Source organism: Mesorhizobium sp. M7A.F.Ca.CA.004.06.1.1 (assembly GCF_003999135.1).
Classification (GTDB): Bacteria; Pseudomonadota; Alphaproteobacteria; order Rhizobiales; family Rhizobiaceae; genus Mesorhizobium.
In genome coordinates, this window is record NZ_RZPQ01000002.1 from 1 (window position 1) to 20,000 (window position 20,000).

Annotated in this window: 15 protein-coding genes and 4 pseudogenes; 5 read left to right on the forward strand and 14 right to left on the reverse strand. The window is 57.4% G+C overall.

What is annotated here, in order from left to right:
• Positions 1–577 precede the first annotated feature (577 nt).
• From EN906_RS00295 to EN906_RS00325, 7 genes and pseudogenes are all read right to left on the reverse strand, one after another.
• Positions 578–844 carry a hypothetical protein gene (locus EN906_RS00295; RefSeq protein ID WP_127266833.1) on the reverse strand — a complete coding sequence of 89 codons (267 nt, stop codon included), beginning with the start codon at positions 842–844 and terminating at the stop codon, positions 578–580.
• A pseudogene (locus EN906_RS00300) lies at positions 819–1,791 on the reverse strand (IS66 family transposase); the annotation flags it as partial. The pseudogene EN906_RS00300 and the gene EN906_RS00295, both read right to left, overlap by 26 nt.
• 84 nt (positions 1,792–1,875) lie before the next feature.
• A complete protein-coding gene (gene tnpB / locus EN906_RS00305; protein WP_127266832.1) occupies positions 1,876–2,235 on the reverse strand; it encodes an IS66 family insertion sequence element accessory protein TnpB in 360 nt (119 codons plus the stop codon).
• Positions 2,232–2,576 (reverse strand): transposase, encoded by a 345-nt coding sequence (locus EN906_RS00310; protein WP_236383542.1) that lies wholly within the window; start codon positions 2,574–2,576, stop codon positions 2,232–2,234. The genes tnpB and EN906_RS00310 overlap by 4 nt, the downstream gene beginning before the upstream one ends.
• A gap of 668 nt (positions 2,577–3,244) precedes the next feature.
• The gene (locus EN906_RS00315) at positions 3,245–4,648 is read right to left on the reverse strand and encodes a CapA family protein (protein ID WP_127266831.1); all 1,404 of its coding nucleotides are present in this window, start codon (positions 4,646–4,648) and stop codon (positions 3,245–3,247) included.
• Positions 4,649–4,737: 89 nt separating this feature from the next.
• A pseudogene (locus EN906_RS37945) lies at positions 4,738–4,872 on the reverse strand (oligopeptide ABC transporter ATP-binding protein); the annotation flags it as partial.
• A gap of 299 nt (positions 4,873–5,171) precedes the next feature.
• Complete coding sequence (locus tag EN906_RS00325) at positions 5,172–6,389, reverse strand: acetyl-CoA carboxylase biotin carboxylase subunit family protein (RefSeq protein ID WP_127266827.1); 1,218 nt, start codon at positions 6,387–6,389, stop codon at positions 5,172–5,174.
• Positions 6,390–7,333: 944 nt separating this feature from the next.
• Here EN906_RS00325 and EN906_RS00330 point away from each other — a divergent pair.
• The 3 genes and pseudogenes from EN906_RS00330 to EN906_RS00335 all read left to right on the forward strand — a co-directional run bounded on the left by EN906_RS00330 (position 7,334) and on the right by EN906_RS00335 (position 9,813).
• Complete coding sequence (locus EN906_RS00330) at positions 7,334–8,572, forward strand: acetyl-CoA carboxylase biotin carboxylase subunit family protein (RefSeq protein WP_127266829.1); 1,239 nt, start codon at positions 7,334–7,336, stop codon at positions 8,570–8,572.
• A gap of 613 nt (positions 8,573–9,185) precedes the next feature.
• A pseudogene (locus EN906_RS37950) lies at positions 9,186–9,378 on the forward strand (IS110 family transposase); the annotation flags it as partial.
• A gap of 150 nt (positions 9,379–9,528) precedes the next feature.
• Positions 9,529–9,813 carry a hypothetical protein gene (locus tag EN906_RS00335; protein WP_127270507.1) on the forward strand — a complete coding sequence of 95 codons (285 nt, stop codon included), beginning with the start codon at positions 9,529–9,531 and terminating at the stop codon, positions 9,811–9,813.
• 327 nt (positions 9,814–10,140) lie between these two features.
• Here EN906_RS00335 and EN906_RS00340 read toward each other — a convergent pair whose 3' ends face one another.
• From EN906_RS00340 to EN906_RS00360, 4 genes are all read right to left on the reverse strand, one after another.
• The gene (locus EN906_RS00340; RefSeq protein WP_127266826.1) at positions 10,141–10,884 is read right to left on the reverse strand and encodes a class I SAM-dependent methyltransferase; all 744 of its coding nucleotides are present in this window, start codon (positions 10,882–10,884) and stop codon (positions 10,141–10,143) included.
• Positions 10,885–11,029: 145 nt separating this feature from the next.
• Positions 11,030–11,869: a hypothetical protein gene (locus tag EN906_RS00345; protein ID WP_126104996.1), complete on the reverse strand. Its 840-nt coding sequence runs from the start codon at positions 11,867–11,869 to the stop codon at positions 11,030–11,032.
• A complete protein-coding gene (ectB, locus tag EN906_RS00350; protein ID WP_127206334.1) occupies positions 11,862–13,118 on the reverse strand; it encodes a diaminobutyrate--2-oxoglutarate transaminase in 1,257 nt (418 codons plus the stop codon). Before ectB ends, EN906_RS00345 begins: the two co-directional genes overlap by 8 nt.
• 1,055 nt (positions 13,119–14,173) lie before the next feature.
• The gene (locus EN906_RS00360) at positions 14,174–14,890 is read right to left on the reverse strand and encodes an SPASM domain-containing protein (protein WP_236383545.1); all 717 of its coding nucleotides are present in this window, start codon (positions 14,888–14,890) and stop codon (positions 14,174–14,176) included.
• A 718-nt stretch (positions 14,891–15,608) separates the two neighbouring features.
• Here EN906_RS00360 and EN906_RS00365 point away from each other — a divergent pair.
• Positions 15,609–15,844 (forward strand): annotated as a pseudogene (locus EN906_RS00365) (transposase); the annotation flags it as partial.
• Positions 15,845–15,860: 16 nt separating this feature from the next.
• Here EN906_RS00365 and EN906_RS00370 read toward each other — a convergent pair.
• Positions 15,861–16,610, reverse strand: a complete 750-nt coding sequence (locus EN906_RS00370) for a LuxR family transcriptional regulator (RefSeq protein ID WP_127266824.1) — start codon at positions 16,608–16,610, stop codon at positions 15,861–15,863.
• Positions 16,611–17,247: 637 nt separating this feature from the next.
• Between EN906_RS00370 and EN906_RS00375 the strand changes: the two genes are divergently transcribed.
• Positions 17,248–19,047, forward strand: coding sequence for an ABC transporter ATP-binding protein (locus EN906_RS00375; protein WP_127266823.1), 1,800 nt, complete (start codon positions 17,248–17,250; stop codon positions 19,045–19,047).
• 598 nt (positions 19,048–19,645) lie between these two features.
• On the opposite strand, the gene EN906_RS00380 is transcribed toward EN906_RS00375, so the two are convergent.
• Both EN906_RS00380 and EN906_RS00385 read right to left on the reverse strand, forming a co-directional pair.
• Positions 19,646–19,852: an exopolysaccharide production repressor protein gene (locus tag EN906_RS00380; protein ID WP_127266822.1), complete on the reverse strand. Its 207-nt coding sequence runs from the start codon at positions 19,850–19,852 to the stop codon at positions 19,646–19,648.
• A partial coding sequence (locus EN906_RS00385; protein ID WP_164748146.1) for a 4Fe-4S binding protein occupies positions 19,849–20,000 on the reverse strand: 152 nt, incomplete at its 5' end. The genes EN906_RS00385 and EN906_RS00380, both read right to left, overlap by 4 nt.

Here is a 20,000-nt window from a genome sequence, read left to right on the forward strand (position 1 = left end):
CGGTGCATCGGATTTGGAAAGATGTGCCTCCAGATATCAATAGCCGAGTGAAACAGCAGCTTTGAGTGAGCACTCTGCCCCGAAGCCTTTGTGTCGGTAGCTAGTCAAAGTTGTCCGGTTCGGTAAGCGGTTCACGCGGCTCGCGACGCTGTAAATCGCGAAGGTGTTATCCCGCTCCTGCCTGATGACCGCAGCTTTGACGATTGCGGATCGGACCTTTCGGCCTGCGCGAAGGCGATCGTGCGCCAGCCTTTGAGGACGGCTGCCATCGTGATGCCGCATCCTCGCACGGCTTTCTTTCCCGCTTGAGGCAGATACCGGGATTTATGTTTATGCGCAAACTCAATCTCACGATCCCAATCGAGTTGGTTATTGCGGATTGGCGCTGCGATCTTCACGCCTCCAGGCGGGACAAAAGTGGTTATCGAAGCGAAACGAATCTTTGCCTCGCCCCCGTCGCCCTGTGCGCTATGATCCGAAAGTCCCTCTGCTTCGCGCGGGCCACGTACGCGTCCGGTGAAGACCGCAGAGGTGCGTATCCGGTGGCCATGAGAACCTGAGCACCGGAGTGCTGGGGTCAAGCTTTCGATGGGGAGACGCGATGATATTCTTCGAGGAGGAGTTTGAGCTCCTCGGTGCCTTCATCGGTGAAGGCCAAGATCCCGTTGTCATCATTGGCGCCGTACACCCAGATGACGCCGTCCTCGGGCTCCAGACCGAGGGTCAGTTCGTGGATGAGCGCTTCGCTGACGCCGAGGTCCCTGGCGACACGTTCGACGGTGTAGACGTGCAGCTGGTTGGGTCCGCAATTTTGCGGATCTCCAATTCCACGGCAGCAAATCATGGATCCGATGGGCCGGATAGGCGGGCAGTCGGGCGAGGACGTCGGCGAGCCAGGCCTGCGGGTCGATATGGTTCATCTTGGCGCTGACGATCAGGCTGTAGAGAACGGCAGCGCGCTGTCCGCCGCGATCGGAACCGCAGAACAGCCAGGACTTTCTGCCGAGAGCGATGCCGCGCAGGGGCTCGCTCGGCAGCATTGTTGGATAGGCAGATCCGCCCATCCTCGAGGAACCCGGTGAAGGATGACCAGCGGCGCAGCATGTAGTTGAAGGCCTTGGTCAGGTCGTGCCCGCGCGAGAGCTTGTCGCGCGTCTCGATCATCCAGCGCTCGAGCTCGGTGACCAGCGGCGCGCTCCGCTCTTGGCGCACGGCGTGGCGTTGGGCCGGCGACAGGCGCGCGCTCGATATCGAACAAGGCATCGATGCGCTTCGCGGCTTCGACCGCCAGCGGATAGACCAGGTTGGGCTTCTCGCCATGTGCCTTCTTGCGCGCCGCCGCTTCGACATCGGCCAGCTCAACCACTTTGCGCCGGCTGTGGATCCAGCAGCTGGCCTCCAGAACAGGCGCCGGCTGACGACCCGTCGCATAGAGATAGCCGTAACCACCAAAGGCATCGGCCTGCAGAATGCCGCTCCAGCCGGCGAGATGCGGCCGCAGGATGTTCGCCTCGGCGATCGCGGGAATAGTAGAACACTGCCGCCGGCGGATCGGCGCCGCCGAACGGTCGGTCATCGCGCACATAGGTCCATAATCGACCAGTATCGGTCTTGCCCTTGGCCAGGACCGGCACCGTCGTATCGTCGCCGTGCAGACGTGAAGCAGCCAGCACATGGGTAGAACAGCGGCATCAGCGCCGCGGCGCCGGCGCCGACCTGATCGGCGAGCGTCGACAGGCTGAGCGGTACGCCTTCGCGGGCATAGCGTTCAGCTTGACGGTTGAGCGGCTGCGGAACAGCATCCTGGGCGGTGGCAACCATGCCTTGGAGTGAACCATAAAACGCGTCCGCTGACTCGCGGAAAATGGCGCAAACTCAAAGAAAACTCAGCCCGCGCGCTGGGGGGTGGAACGTGTGACGCGGGTTGCGCCAATCGATCCCGTCGAGCATGTAGGCGAGCTGCGCCGGTGATATGGAAACCGTGCCGTCCGCCGGCGACGGCCAGAGAAACCGGCCCTTCTCGAGCCGTTTTGCATACAGCGACATGCCGAGCCCATCATGCCAGATAATCTTGATCAGATTGCCGCTGCGTCCGCGGAAGATATAAATATCGCCGGCATGCGGGTCCCGGCCCAGCGTCTCCTGAACCTGCAGAGCGAGGCCTTGCATCCCGCGACGCATACCGGTCCGGCCGACCGCCAACCAGATCCGCACCTGGCTCGGGACCGGGATCATGAAACGCCCAGCGCCTTCACCATCGCCGCCGCCAGTGTTGGCGGCGTGGTCAGCGGACTCCGCAGCCGCACCTTGCCGCCGACCTCCAGCTCGATCACCGCTGGTGATGCCGCGGGCCGGGAAACGGCGACAGGCTCGTCGGGAGCCACGACAACTTCGGCAAAGTCCGTCTCGCGGGCTCTCACCGTGCGGCGCCACTTATAGATCAGGCTGGTCGCGACATCGTACTGACGCGCCACCGCCGCCACCGTGGCCCCGGGCGCGAATGCCGCGGCCAGTATCCGGCACTGATCCGCTTCACTCCAACGACGCCGCCGCTCCGGCCCGGTCAATAACGTCACATGCTCATGCTGTGCTGCTAACTTCGCTCGTAAGGACGACCCTAAGAGCGCAGCCTCGCTACCGTGCCCTCCTCTCGCAAGGCGGCCTTCGCCGGAGGCGTACGGGCCACCGCGCAGTCGCAAACGATCTGGTGGCTTAAAGCAGTAGGTGGGGTGCGTCCTCAGACAACCTCTTCCGGCCTTAGAACATAGTGTGCCAAGTATGCTTCCGGATCAACTCCCGGCCTTGCATTTGCGCGGAGTCGTTCAGCATATGTTCGCCCATTAGTGCAGGCTAGGCCCGGCAAGAAGTGATCGCGCTGGACCTACCGTTCGCGTTCGGCTACGCAGGCTCCGCCGCCCCCTTCGGCCTCGACCCCGCGATATCTGGCAGGCTCCACGGCCTCAGCCCGTATCGCTTCATGGGTCCGGCTTGCGCATCGTGCTGGACGGCGCGGTATACATACAGCAGACCACCCCCTTTGGAGTTCATTCGTTCCATCAAGCGCGAGGCGCGGGCGGAAAAAGCAATCAATGCAGATATCGACAAATTTCGCCGCGCATGAGGCTCGGCTCACGGCCACACCGCGCAGGAACTCTGTCACAGCGCGCAATTTCGTTGCTGTGGCCCCAATCAGCGCCGTCCAGCAGTGAGGTTCGCCCCGATGACAGCAAGCGCCAGCATTGCTTCATTCGTTGTCATTGCGCGAAGGCTGCGGGCGGATAAATCCGACACCTTTTTTGATGTCGATTTGGGTGCCATATTGCTTTGAGAGCCTCTGGAGCCGGCCCAGAATGGCAGTTGCTTGCGGCTCCGAGGCGAAACGCGGCACGCCCCGATTGGCAAACCTCTTCGAGTGCCCGAGTTCAACCGGGTGGAGCTGCAACTCAGCGAGCTGATTGTTCTCGTAGCGGCTGACGGAGATAACGCTCTCATAGTAGATTTGGTCAGAGAGCCCTCCCACAAGCCCCTCTGCGGTCGGGTATCCTTTTGCCAGCTCGTGGATGCTGACCTCAGCATCCGTGTCAACTTTTGGATCCATGCCGTGAACAGCGAACATGTCCGCACCCGCAGGCGTTCGGAGGTCATCGTAAAAGAAATTCGCCAAGCCATAAAAGATTGGTCGACCCTTGTAGATCTCGATACCTCGCAGTTGATGCCGCCCGTGGCCAATGTACGCGTCCGCTCCAGCATCGATAAGGCTGCGGGCAAGCGACTGTTCGTAGTCAGGCGGTTCGTCGCTCCATTCCTGTTCATGACCATGGTTTGTAGCGATACAGAAGTCAGAGAATTGCTTGCCCCGACGAACATTTCGTAGAATCTCAGCAACATCACGCGAATCGGCTTCAAAGCTATAGCCTGCTTTTTCGCCGGCCTTGAATGTAGTACCGTCAATGACAACGCGGCTTGGATCCCGTCCGGGAGGACAATAATACGGCAAGACTTCTCGTACTTGCCTCAAATTTTCCAGCATCTCCGAAGGAACCACGATGCTTTTCGTCAAACGAAGAGCATTGAGTCCTGGCCTGCCAGGTGCCTCGCCGGCGGGATCGCCCGCACGAGCCATGCAACAGTACGATGCAGCAAATGACACCAATGCCACGCGACCGCGAGCGGTCTCCAAGAAGCGAGCAGCGCCGGCCTGTGCGAGGTTCTCGCCCGCACCTGCATGGATGATCCCGTTCTCATTGAGCACTCGGCTCGTCTCGCGCATGCCTTCGAGGCCCCAGTCGAGGGTATGATTGTTCGCCCGACTCACCAGGTTAAAGCCCATCTCTTTCAAGTCAGGTCCGATCTCCGGCAGGCTAATATGATACGCACCACCGTACTCAGCCTGGGGGCTTCCCTTAAATGACCGGATATCGAAGATGAGGGTTTCCATGTTCCCGAACGTGACATCGGCATCACGAAGGATTTCGACGACATCCGCAAAACCGGAATGGTGGCCTTTCATCAGCGCCCGCGACAGAATAAGGTCGCCAACCGCTACCATCTTGAAGCCATCGGCAACGTTCGTGGCAATTGAACCGACTGTATCATAGCTGCCAACCTGTTGAGTTGAACGACAGCCGCTTTCGTGATTTCTTTCCATAGATTATTCTATTGCCTCCTTTGACCGCATCTCGAGTGTTCGCGTCTGTTCGTGGAAAATTTGTTCGGATAAACTGATCTGTGACTGTCTCACAGAAATAGCGAGGATTTGACCGCCTCAGCCGGTTTCGGAGACGCGGCTCTGGCCGGAGCCCGCACATGACAGGCCACGACGCGCCCGTCTGCCATTGGAACCAAAGGGGGGACTTCGTTGCGGCAGCGCTCGGGCTCCTAACTCGCCGCGAGGTTACCACTGTTGACAATCTAAGAATGCAAACAATCACTAAAGTTATTTTAAAGTTTTTTGAAGCCTTTCTTCCGGAGGGTGGGGCTTCTGATGCGAGAGTGCGACCGAAGTTGGTCGGTGATCCTGTTGCGCGACAGTCGCCCCGGCCAAAACGCTCTGCTCGTCGGCAGACTGAGCACCAGAAAACCCACGCCCCCTAGCCGATTGCCCGTGAGGCGATCCTGCACAGGTAAAAGAATCAGTACCTCACCGCCCCTCTTCCGCCGCTAGGGGCTGCTCATCGATCTATGATGGACCAATCGATCAGGTCGACCGAACGCTGAAGTATCGCCTTGGCCAGAATCGGACTGGGTGAAGCGGCAATGACGTGTCCCATGCGGTCTCTCCAATCGCCTCTCCTAACAATCAGGTCCTTGGATGCAACGTACAGTTCAACTTCTACAACACCTGGTATAGCAGCCGCTAATTTGTCGCCTTCGATCCAATCGAGAATGCCGTCGCGATCCGGAACGAGGATCCGTGTGGCCACGGTGTGCGAATGCCTACTGCGCAAGTCCCATTCGTTGCCGATGACGAGCTTGATATGTTCCGCGACGAGATCGACACCATAGGCTAGCCGGACTATCCGAGGAGTGATACCCTCCGCTAGACGCGGATTGACTTCAATGACGACTGGGCCACGGTTTGTCCACCTGAATTCTATATTTGCCGGTCCCCATCCAAGTCCGAGAGCCTCCAGACAGCTCAGCGAAACGTCGGCTATACAATTGCGTTCATCATCGCTGAGCAGGGCCGGAAAGATGCTCTCACGAAACACGAAATGTGGGGGGGCTTCGAACTCAGCGGCAGTAACACCAACTACTGACTTGCCCATTATCTCGGCTTCGTAGTATGGACCTTCTGCGAATTGTTCGACAAGCATCCTACGGGGGGGGCGCGAAATTCGCTTCCCGCTGCCCAACAAGTATGTTGTATGTTGCGTTAGCTCATCAAGGTTGCGGCACAATCTGACACCGGTGCTACCGTTGCCGACAGCTGGCTTAAGAACTACCGGCAGCCCAATCTCTGCGGCAGCGCTTTCTACCTCCGTCGCATCTGCTGCCAATCGATAAAGGGGAATGGGAACGCCAGCCTCCTCGAGGATCTGACGTTGAGTGAACTTGTCGCAGCATCGTTCAACAGACTCGGGATTCGGCCCCGGGAGACCGAAATGTCGGCAGAGCCTACCAACTGTCACATATACAATCTCCCCGCGGCTCACAAAGCCAGTAATTCCAGCAATGTCATAGGTAGTACCTAGTCGTGAGCACTCATGAACCAGCGCATTGATGTCGTCTGTATCGACGCGGACGGCATCATTCCCTTCCGCAGCAAGATATGTGTACTTAGCTGGATCAGCCGATAGTGTGACTGGATGAAGGCCAAGACGCTTGGCTGCTTGCATATAAAGAGGTCCGTTGCTTGAACCTTCGATCAGGATGAGCGCTCTTGCCATTGCTATTGACCCTCGGATAAGTGCGACACGGCGGCCCGAGCGAATTCAACCAACTGTGGGCCTGCGGTGAGGTAGCATTTTCGAGGACGTTTATTTGCAAAGAGATGGTAAAGTTACTTGAAGATATTGTTTCAATGTGGCTGAGCCAATTCACCCGCCGCCCGCCTTTCGACCAGGAAGCCCCGAGACGAAAACACGGAGGGTATCCAACCCGCGGACGAGAGTCTGGTCAACCGTCGTCTCTGAGCTCCATCCCCGACCGTGTGCAGTTCCAGCCAGTCCGACTGCTTTGCCGCCATGACGCTGGCCAACAAAGGTGGATCTGGGCCATACTGACGTCGTTAGTCGCATCATAAGCGCGCTGACCGAAGCGGGCTTCTCTAATTGCGATTGGTCTAGCGTTCTGTACCCACGCCTCGGGAACGAAGCCAAGGCAACGCGCACCGTCGAGTTGGCCGCCTCCTGTGGGCACGTCGTTGACGAGCCTCGGCCCAGTCCGCTGTACACCGGGGCTGGGCCACGGTGGGAAACTCACTATTTACGCGCGAGATGGCCGCCACGACCACGGGTAGCTTCCCACCACCTACGATAGAGAGCGAGAGCGGGATCTACGCGCCTCAGTCGCAGCGGCCTGAACTTAGCGTTATGCCAGGGTCAGCTACGCCTTGGCTCCGGCTCGAGGGGGTTGTTGCTGGGAGCGATTCGCGACATTATCTGGAAGGCGCATCGAATGTGCCATCGGCGGACGCGAAAATCTTGATCCGAAGCCTGGCGGAGCGCCGAGGTGCATCTCGCGAGTGTACATGCGCACAAATCTTTACAATAGATTCACGGAACTTTTGCGCTGACGCTGGTACTCTTCAGCACGAGCATGACAAAAGAACGCGAAAAAGGTGACACCGATTAACGCTCGTGACTTGGCCATCACCGAGAGGCAATACCAAATGACAAATAGAGCGCTCATTCTGCTAGAAGGCCACAGGAGCATCGGTCTGCCCTACGTGAAAGCGGCCCAGAGTCTTGGGCTTCATACAATTACCTTGTCGGCTGATCCAGCTCAGTACACATATCTTGCTGCGGAAGGGATTGATGCCGTCCGCGTCGATACAGACGACATCGATGCGCTGGTTCATGAATGTTCCCGACTAGGTACTACCTATGACATTCGTGGTATCACTGGCTTCTCGGGGCTCGACGAGTCGATCTATGCGACAGTTGGCAAGCTTTGTCGGCATTTCGGTCTTCCGGGACCGAACCCCGCATCGGTTGAACGATGCTGCGACAAGTTCACTCAACGTCAGCTTCTAGCGGAGGCTGGGATTGCTATGCCTGCTTACCGCTTGGCAGTGGATGCTATGGAGGTAGAAAGCGCTGCCGCAGAGATTGGGCTGCCGGTAGTTCTTAAGCCAGCCGTCGGCAGCGGGAGCTGCGGTGTCCGATTGTGCCGCAACCTCGATGAGTTAGCCAAACATACGACCTACCTGTTGGGCGAAAAGTACCTTTGCCAGTCAACCCCAAAATTACTCGTCGAAGAATTCGCGAACGGAGCCCAGTATAGCTCTTACACAATGGGTAACGACGTCATCGGAATTTGCGCCGCTAGCTTCGGACCCCTACCCCATTTCGTCTATCGCCATTTCTCCTTTCCGGCCCTGCTGACAGAAGAAGAGCACAAACTGATCGCCAGTGTTTCGTTGAGTTGTTTGCGAATTCTCGACCTTGACTGGGGTCCAGCGCATATCGAATTTCGATGGACGAAGCGTGGTCTAATGGTCATTGAAGTTAATCCGCGTCTCCCAGGTGGGACCACCCCTCGGCTGGTTCAGTTGGCCTACGGCATCGACCTCATCACCGAGCACATCAAGCTTGCTATCGGCGAGGAATGGGATTTGCGCAAATGGCATTCGAATTTTGCGGCCGCGCGATTCCTCGTTCCTGATCGCGAGGGCATGTTTGCCTCAATGAATGTCGACAGGGCCACTGCTATACCAGGTGTCGCCGAGGTGAAATTATACGTCGAACCCAAAACTCCGATCATCAGGAAAGGAGATTACCGAGATACCATCGGACATGTCATCGCTGTGTCGGCCTGCCCAACTCAAACGGAGACAGCACTTCAGCGTGCAATCGACTCGATGGAGTGGTCGATTACCCCATTTCAGCAACATGGCCAACGGGAGTAATTTGCGACCGTTCGTCAAAAGGGCCACTAAATGTAGTCTCGGAGCGAAACGGATGTCTTGCCTTGGTTGGTGCTCGTTCCATCGGGGCAGGGGTATTCGAAAGCATGCCAGAGGCGTTTTGTCATTTGCGATGGCCTCCTTGATCAATGGCACGGCCGAACCGCCGGCGTCGGGCGTCTTGACCTAAATGCCGTTGTCGGTGAGCACGGGTGTGGATCCGATAGGGAACGGCCATGTACAAGAGTAGCAAGAAGTCTCTTGAGAGGGCGGGGGTGTCCTTCCCATACAATTCGAGGACGAGCTTCGAGGTGCGATCCGCTGCTGCCCGCCCTAAACTGCCCTTCCTAGGGTTGGTGGCTCGGACGGTAGGAGCCTGGTCGTCACAACAAGAGGGCGAGCCGTGGCAGACTATAGGGAAGCATTTGCCGCTTCGATGTTGCGAAGCGGAGGAATGAGGTTCGGTTGTTCGGCGAGGTCGACGCATCTCCTAGACGGATCGCTGCATTATCCAAGGGTGCCATTGGATCCACTTCACCTAGGCAGCCCAACCGGCTTTGGCCTCTACCGGGCTGATCCGTTCCTTCGGCCATCAATGAACCGCGGTCGCGCGCCGCTGGTCCTAAGGAAGTAGGAGATCAGATGAGGACAAACGGGGATGCTCTTTCATTGGCAAGGCTGCTCCGCGCCGGCGAACTGACGGCGGTATGGGTTGCCGTGAAGCAAAGCGCGATCTCGTTCGCGCCGCCCGCCGCGGCCGAGACACCGCAGCTCCATTGCCAGCAGTGAGCGCCTTCATGCTCAAGCATGATGCGCCGCGCGTGTTCGGCGTGTCGGCCAAAGATCGTGGTTCGCTGGTCAGGACGTGGACCCTAGCCTTGCGCCGCCAGCGGTGACCGGCACCATCGCTTTGGAGGTCGGCGCCTCGCTCCACCTCTTCAGGTGTCTACTAAGGCCTGTTGAATTCATCGTCAGTTTATGACGGCGGCTGCGAGAGGGTGATTGCGTTGCAGCATTGGTCGGTTTTGTCAGCTCGCGCGGCGGATACGCTTGAGGTCCTTGAGCTTGCAGAAGACGTTCTCGATCAGATGACGACATATAGAGTTCGAGATCGAGTGGCAGAGGCAAGGCGCGCCTCGATGCTGCGAGATGACGATCTTGGCGCGCGTTCGTTCAGATCGGCAATAACGGTGTTGCTGTCGAAAATCGGCAATCGGCTCGCCGAAGGCTATGCCGTCTATTAGCGGGTGACGCCCACCGCATGTAAACGATGTCCTGGCAGGAGAACGAAGCGGACGAGATGCCGAGCGCATCGGTGAGCGCATAGTCATGCCGCCTTTGGAGCGGTCTACGGCTTGGCTAAGGGTCGCCCTTTTGAGACCTGTGGTTGCGTCGATCATGGCGAACTCATGTTAGGCTAGTCCAACAGACCTCTAACAGCCCAACGGAACATCGGCTTTGACCCAATCGCGGTGAAGACGGTGTTCCAACTTCAGAAAGAGGCTGGAAGGCCACGCCACGGACTTCCCGTGCGCACGATCAAAGCGCGGCCTTTATATATTTAGTCGAAACTACAGTCCCATTCTTCGATAAACTGAGATATGCCGTTTGGACCTATCCGTGAACGCACCGCCCGCCCAATCGCCCCAGCGTTCCACCAGTTCTAGCCCTGCGCATTGGGCCATGCTATCGAGCTCCTGATGATAAACGTAACGAACGCGCTCTGGCAATCGCCGGACAGACGTACCAGAAAACCAAAACAGGTTTGAAATCAAATTCTGGTTGAGCGAATCGTGAGCTTCCGCCTTGACGAAGGTATTCTCGGAATCCACGGTTGTGGTAGTCATAGTAACCTTTATACCCCCAAGGAAGCCATCTAATATTGGCACGCGCACCTCTATTACCAAAGCCCCAGCTTCATCAAGAGCCTGCGCCGCACATTTCAGGCAGGATATTTGGTCTTCGCGCTTTAATAGCAGGGTCAGAGTACCATATACAGAATAGATCAGATTGTATCTCTTAACAGAATTGAAATCGACAATACTCCCTTTCCACGCTTTGATAAGATCTGTGCGGTCGGCGAGAAGCTTCAACATGGCGCCCGAATTGTCGATACCTTCGACCTTTACACCACGTTCGCTCAACGGCACAGCCACGCGTCCGTTTCCTATGCCAAGTTCAAGAGCAATCCCTCCACAGGAAAACCGCTCTAAGAAAGCGGCAGTTTCGTCTGCCTCTCCGGTCTTACCTTGCATTGTCGTATATATTTCATAAACGTCTGCCCAATTCTCGTCATAGTTCGTCGCATCACACATCGTGTGTCCTCGTTATGCTTGATGTTCTATTCTCACTGTGCGCGCTTTTTAACTGCGGCATAAGATTTTGCCGCCATATACTTTTGCCCACTTACGCGGACGAGCCCAAAGTGACCGGCGCTGGAGGAAGCCGGTCAGTCCCGCTTCAGGTCCACCAGAGAACAAGATCTGGCCGCGCAAATCCGAAAAAGCAATTCAGCAGCACGCGACGCTTTCCGTTGCCTGATTGACCGGTAACCCCGTGAACGAAGCCGCCATCGATTAGGGCGATATCCCCAGTTTTGAGCTCGAACTCGCGGCAAGGGACGGCCTCCAGATAGGCTGCCGAATAGGGGTATCCAGTGGTCTCCACACCTTGCGATATCCGGTCCGCAACCGTCGGCTTGTGGCTCCAGAGCTTCAGATTGCCGCCTTCCTCAGGCATGCTGGGATAGAGGTTGAGCGCTGCGACCGTATTGTGCGCCACCGCAGAAAGCTCGTAATCATCGCCAGCACGTAAGACTTGAGCGACGTCGTCGTGGGGATCCAAGGAAAACGTGCCTGTGCCCGACCAACTGAGGCCGCGACAAACATTGGCCTGGCCGTGTTCGGAACGCGCCAGCCGCAATTCGATGCCCTGGTTGTGAAGCTCTCGCTTCAACGCCCCGAATACCGCTCGAACCGGGTCAACCAAATTCTTAAAAAGGGCATCGACGTACGGCCGCGCGTTTTCGGCGTCTGCGAAATAGGTGGCTGCATCCTTTCTGTAGTGAGATGCGCCGACATATTGTCCGGGCACACCATCTTTACGCTCTCTGAGACCGGAGCTTCCAATAAAGTTCGTAGTGATCTCCTCGGCTACTTCGGTGCTGAAAGCTTGCTTGATGTGCAGAGCGGTGAGCTCACCTTTCAGGACCGAGATGATTTCCGCAGTGTTGATCGAGCCGGTCCGTTCTTTGATCGAAACCGGCGAGATGGCTGGCACTTGAGACATCTGACTAGGCATTGTCTTGCTCCTGTAGTGCGTGTTCAAGGATGGTGATGCCACGATCGAGTTCGGCATCGGTGATGGTTATCGGTGGGAGGACTTTGATAACGTCGCGATTTGGCCCCGAGGATTCGATAAGAAGGCCATTTTCGAATGCGACATCGTGCACGCGGCCGACAACTGCCGGTGAACGGCATTTCAGGCCGGCCATCAGACCGCGGCCGCGCTTCTGTTCGATGTACCTCGGAAATTTCGCAACCAGGCGATCGAGGTGCGTTTGCAGCCTGACGGCTGTCCGCTCGACACCTGCAGTAAATTTCCTATCCGACCACATCTTGCACATGGCTCCTGCCGTCACGAAGGCGAAATTGTTGCCTCTGAAGGTCCCGCTATGTTCTCCGGGCTTCCATACGTCCAAGTCGGGTCGAATCAGAACGATGGACAGCGGACTACCTGAACCGCTTAGTGACTTGGAAAGACACACAATATCCGGTTCGATTTTCGCGGACTCGAATGAGAAGAAATCGCCAGTTCGGCCCGCACCCGCCTGAATATCGTCGACGATAAAAACAATGCCGTGAGTACGGCAAATGCGCTGAATTTCCATGAGCCAAGCTGCAGACGCGGCGTTCATGCCGCCTTCCGCCTGGATGGTCTCCAGAATGATTGCGGCAGGCTTTTCTATGCCGCTCCCCGGGTCGCTCAAAACGCTGTCGATGTAACTGGCGGAATCGAAAGCTTGGCTCGGATAGCCGTCATAGGGAACACGGATCACATCGTGGCGAGCGACGCCTCCCAGTTCCCTGGTTGAGGCCGAGCCCGACACCGCTAGAGAGCCGAGCGACATGCCGTGGAACGCATTCGTAAAGGCCATGACGCTCGAGCGGCCGGTGTATTTTCGCGCCAGCGCCAGAGCCGCTTCGTTGGCGTTCGTGCCGGTCGGCCCAGGAAACTGAATCTTGTATGAAAGGCCTCTGGGTTTCAGGATCCAATCGACGAACCCTTCAATGAAGTCACGCTTTGCCGCCGTATGCATATCAAGCGACAGAAGAATGTTCTCACCGACGAGATATTCAATCGCCGGCGCCATGATATCCGGATTGTTGTGCCCGTAATTGAGCGCCCCGGACCCAACGAGGAAGTCGATGTATGCGTTACCGGTCTCGTCCCAGATGGTGGCCCCAAGTGCCCTCGCAAAGACGGCGGGAAACGACCGACCGTAGCGACGAACGTTGGACTCATGGGCCGTGAAAGGGTCGGTGTTCATATTGAGTCCTCTGCACTTGGGTCGTTCAAAGAAGAGAGCGATTAATGGCTGGTTGCTCGCGGTAGATGTTCGTCATCTAACATTGAGAGCAGAATGCCGGAGGCAGCCTTGGTTAGTCTGGTGATGCCGGCATCCTCATCAAATATTGTTGGGTTGCGTTGCCCTCCATTCGGATGCTTTCGGAGAATGTGCTGCAACAGGATGGCTTCTAAAGCTTCCGCGAAAGCATCGCTACTATGGCATCAGGTAGTTGACGTACCCCACCCATCGCTGCCCATAGCGCCTCCGGACAAATGTCCAAGGAGATCAGCAGGGTCGCGTCGCCAGAGGTTGTGTCGCTCGGCGGTAGCGAAGCCGCTCGCGAGCGCGCTCCTCAATAGCGCCGTAGCGAGCGAGCGGCTTCGCGGCGGTCATCAATATATTCGCCGTTCAACCTCGGGCTGCGGACACCAACCTGATTCAAGAAACTATTTGATGACCGATGACACAGCGAAAGCCACGCTCTCTTTGAGAAGAATGCGGATTCCGATCTCTTGCGCGATGACTGGCCCGAGCCCCCGGATCAAGAGGGCGGGGCCGCCGTGGACCCCCTTGACGGAAAGCCCGTTCGTAGGCCAGGCGGAAGCAACCGGGAGACGCGCTGGCGAAGGGCCGCATCGGTTTCGAGAACGTCCACTACCGCGACGGCAACCATCCCCGGCCGCAGCTGCGCTGCTGCCTTCAGGCGAGTCGAAAAGGAGATCGTCCGGGAGGGTGAAGGCGTTGACGAGGTGAGCCGTGAGTAAGCAATCAAGCTCTGATCGGGATCGACTAACACTGTTTCCATCCGACCGATGGTTGACCTGTGATCGGCGTTACCTCAAGCTAGGCAGGCCGACAAGCTCGGTTGGAAGGCGAAGACCTTTCGATGAGCTCGTCTCCGAAATGCTCGAGGCCCACTGCCGCGCCTACAGGAACATACTGGCGTAACGTGAAAACACGATGGCGTCGCGGGCAGGTGCATCTGTCGTGGGGCCATCCGCACTGCCAGGCACGCCCTCTCGGCCGGCATGCACTCAGGTCCGGTCGTTTGGGTCGGCGAATTCACACATCCTGCAAAGCAGAAAACCATCTGCTCCATTCATGCGGTCGACGATTTCGCGAAAAACTGGCTTTTCAAACAGAGCGGAGTAACCCTCATATAGAAGGTTGCCCAATACGTGACGCCGTTCAAAATCCATAGAGCACAGGGTAACGTCGCCGTTTGGAAGAAGAACATTCCGATACTGTCGTGCGTCCACGCAGGTTAGGGCTCCGACCACTGGCTGACGTGGTGCAACGATCTTAGGGTCGACGCTTCCACCCCTACTGCTCATGGGCCGCGCTTTTATCAGTGCTTCGGTAGGAATAATGTCGGCTATATCTGGGTGGGGCTCGCCCAAAGCCACGAACCGGATCAAGGGGATATCCGCGTCGACGAGTTGACGAACCAGATCGCGATACTTGTCTCCGACCAGGCGGCTGTTCATGTAGGTGCCATCATCGAAAACATGAACCACGAATACGCCCAAGCGCAAGGCTTGCAATCGTTGCAGGTCCTGCCCGTTCATTCCCACCAGCGTCGTAAAAATCCTGATGCCATGGCCTTTGGCGAAGGCGTGCTCCACCATTTCGGTACAGTCCGGATTGAGCCAAGGTTCGGAGTATCCCGCAAAACCAATGTCGACGGAAGTCGGTACGCGGGCCAGACACCGCTTGAAATCTTCAAGATCCAGATGACTCGCATGAGACACTTTTCTTTGCCGGACCGCGAACTTGTCCTGGGGACAATATGAACATCCTACGACGCATCCCGTGGTCGTCGTTATCTCCAAAACCCTGCCGGCTGTGTTTGCTGAGCGAAGTTCCGGTAAAATCACTGGTGATTACTCCCATCTACTTCCTGCGAAGCGCCACGATGGTGTGCGTGTGCCTTTGGCTTTCTGATACCGCCTGCTGATCTACCGAGGCAACGCAGACATCTACCCTTTTTGGCAGCCTAAGCCGCCCGGTTCACCGACTTGCCGGGCCGACCTTCACAAACTTCCAGCGCGTCGGACCAGAGACAGCATTGCATCTTTCGAGGCATCACTCGCTCCGGAGATGTAGCCTCAACCGTTGGTCGCTGGCCCGTCGCCGAGATGCGCGCGCAGCACCCTCGAACCCGCCGGAGAGAAGCTTTCTGGATGCCGTCGATCATCCTTCATCGAGCGAGTTCCGTGTTCTCATGCGGGTCAGCCCTCACACTATATTGCCGCACATCGACCAGCAAAGGCCGAGCTAGTGCGCCTGGCGCGCAGTTACTGCGAGATAGGCTTCGAAAAGCCCGACAGAGCTAAGACGCTCCGCTGTATTGAACCCGACATGTTTTCTGACAGCTGTCAGATTTTGGACACACATCACTCATCGTCAGTCGCTTAATACGGATGGTAATTTCTTCCAGGAATCGGTGACATTGAACACCACCCTGTCATGACCGCCCAATCTCAGCGAAGCGAACTCAGCATCGCCACCAGGACCAAGCCTGAAGATAAATCCGCCATAGCAGCGTCAACGACATTTTGCTTTCGAGGCCGGATGGATTGCACGAGGTGATTCGCGCCGTGATGCAGGAGGTGCTCGAGGCCGAGATGGACGAGGCGCTGGGTGCTTCGAAGAGCGAGCGCACGCCGGAGCGTCTCGGCTATCACGCGCGCTACTACGGGCGGAGAACTAGCTGCGCACCTACGGCGGTTCGATAATCCCAAGGTTCAAAGCTTTTACAACAGCTACCGTTCTGCTGGTCGCATCCAACTTCCGCATTACATTTTTTAAATGGAAATCTATCGTATTTCGTGATCTGCCTAAAATAGTTCCTATTTCCCAAGATGATTTTCCTTGTGACACCAAATCAATGCACTCTATTTCTCTCGGAGACAGGTTATGAGCTCGTTCCGACGCAGTCGTAGTGTCGAACTTCGTAACCATCCGATGAAACCGCAGCGCGGCCATTTGCAGGTAGGTGATCGCTCTATTCTGCAATTCGCAGTCCGAGGATTGAGCAAAACTCACAAACCTAAAGCTGCCACCAGGGCCATGTAATGGGACGGTAACGCCTGACCTCAAGCCGAATGTTGCTGCTTCGTCCAAGACGCGGCGTCCATCTTCAGTTATGCTTTCATCGGTATACACCTCGCTCCATCGAAAGGGTCCCGCCTCCTTTCGACCTTTCTTGATGAGTGGGTCTATTTTGGCATAGCCCATTCTCGAGTAGCGCTCCTGCCATTCAGCAGGATAATTCCACATCACCACAGAACCCTCTCGGTTCGGCTTGAAAACCCTCTGTTCTGATGCGAGCGACCCATAGGCAATCCACGGGCAATCGAAATTCAGCGCAAACGCAGACAACAGTTCGAACAACTGTTCGGATTGAGCGACATCATCAGTCATCTTGAGGAATAGGTCTAACTCCACCGCAATCCGCCGGAGTTCCATGATGTCTCCTTCATTGCGTTCTCATTGGTGCACAGTTTGCTCCAACCCAGCCTCGCAACATCCGAAGTCAACGGGACTCGAGCCGGAGTTCCTTCCGCCACCTGGAGTACCCTCAAGAGTCGTGCCAGCTTGCGAGCGAAGCTTCTCCTTCAGGTCGTCAATCGACGGGGGAGGTACCCAGGAGGCGAACCGACAGCACTGTGTCGGGGAGCGCACAATCCGACAGTCGAGCATTCGATTGACGGAATATGGGCAGGAAAGTATTCGCGGCGCGCTTTTGAAATCAGCACCTAAGTGCCGGGCCTGAGAAAGCTGCATTGCAACTGTACTTATTTGATCGAGGCAAGAACAAGCTCAAAATTCAATCGATACATCGACCTTCTTTTCCAATCTCCCGAGTTGAGCAGCCGTAGCAATCGTATTCGACTGGATGGCGGCTGACTTTCTCCAGGCTCGGTAACCTGCTGAATTTGTCCTTCGGATGTTCCCGCTCAGTTGGCACGACTTTTGAACTCACCGTCGTGAGGCGGCAAGAGCTGCCCGCCAAAATTGATGCTGTTATGGGGGAGGTCGAAATTCCAGTTTTGTCTTTTATCGTCTTTGGGACCGAGCGTGTTGATGCGCCCGCTTGGAAACTATGAGACGTTTCCCCGTCCATGGGCGCGGCGCCACTTGTCGCGACGTTTTCGCCTTCACTGTTCGCCTCTGGAACAGGCAGCCGGCCCGGCTCGCGATCATCATGACCGCGATGCTCGCCTCCACGCTGGCTGACGTGTTGATGCCGCTCTATTCTGGCCGACTTATCGACGCTGTTTCTCGTGCTGCTAATGCGGCAGCACCAGCTTCGGCAGCTGTTGCAGCATTCTCTGTACCGATTGCATTGGCACTCGGTTCCATTGCCATGCGCCACGTCGCCTTAATTGGCCTGAACGACTTGGTGTTGAAAATGATTTCCGACGTCGCGACCGAAGCGTTCCATCATGTGCAGCGCTTTTCGACAGACTGGCATGCAAACAGCTTCGCCGGCTCGACAGTGCGCAAGATAACGCGCGGCATGTGGGCGCTCGACCTCCTCAACAGCACGATACTCGTCACGCTGCTCCCGTCGTTTGTCATCTTGATCGGCTCGACGGTGCTGCTCGGCTGGCACTGGCCGGTCATGGGCGTGATCTTTGCTTGCGGCTCTCTCGTCTACCTTGCGTTTTCGATTTCGCTGTCGCTCGGCTATGTCGCGCCAGCGGCGAGCCTTGCCAACCGATGGGACACAAGGCTCAGCGGCGCGCTTGCGGACGCGGTCAGTTGCAACGCTGTGGTCAAGGGCTTCGGCGCAGAGGTTCGCGAAGACGAGCGGCTTGCAAACATCATGACGAAATGGCGGCACCGCGCGCGCCGGAGTTGGGTGCGCGGAACGATCATCGGCTCAACCCAAGGCGTAACTTTGGTTGCGCTCAGGGTGGCGGTGGTCGGATATGCCCTGCTTCTGTGGTCGCATGGACAGGCAACGCCGGGCGAGATAGCATATGTTCTCACGTGCTTCATCGTCCTGCAGGGCTATCTGCGTGATGCCGGCATGCATGTCCGCAACGTGCAGCACTCGGTTAATGAGATGGAAGAACTAGTGGCCATCCACAATCAGCACGTGGATGTTGCCGATCGTCCAGAGGCCAAGCCGATCCGGATCACGAAGGGCCGTATCGATTTCGAGAACGTCCACTTCCGCTACGCCAACCATCCCCTGCCGCTCTATAGCGAATGTTCGCTGTCGATTGAAGCTGGCGAAAGGGTTGGGTTGGTTGGACCCTCCGGTTCCGGCAAGACAACATTCGTGAAGCTGATCCAGAGACTCTACGACCTGAGCGGCGGCCGGATCCTGATAGACGGTCAGGACGTCTCCGAGGTGACCCAAGAGTCCCTTCGTTCGCAGATCGCGATCGTGCAGCAGGAGCCGATCCTGTTTCACAGGTCGCTTGCCGAGAACATCGCCTATGGCCGGCCTGGCGCGAGCCGGGCCGAGATCGAGCAAGCGGCACGGCTGGCAAGTGCCCACGAATTCATCGCGCCCCTGCCGAAGGGCTGTGGGACATTGGTCGGCGAAAGGGGTTTGAAGCTCTCCGGCGGCGAGCGCCAGCGCGTGGCGATCGCGCGCGCCTTCCTCGCGAACGCGCCGATCCTTATTCTGGACGAGGCCACATCGAGCCTCGATTCGGAATCCGAGGTGCTCATTCAACAAGCGGTGGATCGGTTGATGGTGGGCCGAACCACACTCGTCATCGCACACCGGCTGTCGACGGTCCGCTCGCTCGATCGGCTGCTCGTCTTCGACCGTGGCCGCATCATGGAGGACGGCGATCATGCCGCGCTGATCAATCTCGATGGTGGCATTTACCGCCGCCTGTTCGAACGGCAGGCGTTGGAGCTAGCGAAGGGCCTGGCCTGAGCGCCAACCGGATTGCGCGACGCGCCGAGCCGTTGCCGGAGAGGCGTGTGGCAGTGAGGCCTTACCGACGAGCGGCGGGCGTTACGGCCGGCAAAACCAGCACGGCCGGAACTATCCGCCAAGCGGGCGAGCGGGAATGCACCACGTCTAAGCTTCGGCGAATGCGCGCAGTTACACGCGGGCACCGAATTGTCGCGCCTAACGGCGCACGCACCAAAAGGGCGGGAATGTCGACGGCCCGGCCCTCGCCGTTACCCACATTTTGCCAAAGGAAGCGAAGTCAACGCACATTGAGAGGGCGGTGCTTCCCGGCCGGCTGGGATCCCTGTCGCTGGCCCAACCTACCGCACGCCGACCACGTCAACGCTTCAAAGTCCCTTCGGTTCGCAAAGTCGTCCCCTTGGAGACCCGGAAGCGCAGGAGCTCCGACCGCAGTCTTCGCTCAACTCTGGCCATCTGCTCCGGGATTGGATTCCGTTCCCTTGCTAGCACAGTGGCAGCTGAGGACGAACTCGCCGGCCTCGTGTCTTTCTATTACGGCCAACGGGCTTAGGAAGAGATTGGATTCGCCGGCCCTCTGCGGAGCGAATGAACAGTTCTACAGATCATCGACGTCCGCGAAAAAGAGCACGCAGCCGAAATAGCAGGCCTGAAGCAGCAGCGAACAGGCCAGCGTCGTGACGACTGCCACACGGAGCGAATCCAAAGCGAAGTAAATCATCGACGCATTGCTGCACAGGACCAGCCCCACGAGCCGACAAAAAGATGAAGTGCAACGCCGTTCTCCTGGTTTTCGCCAGATCATGTTGCGAGCTCGTCGGCCGCAACATGCGTCTGGCAGTTCTTGGGGCAGACGCGGCCGCAGGCTCCGCAGCCTATGCAGCGGCCGGCATCATCGACAACCATGATCATGCGATTGAGCTTGCCGTCGAAATCGTCGTCCTCGTCATCGC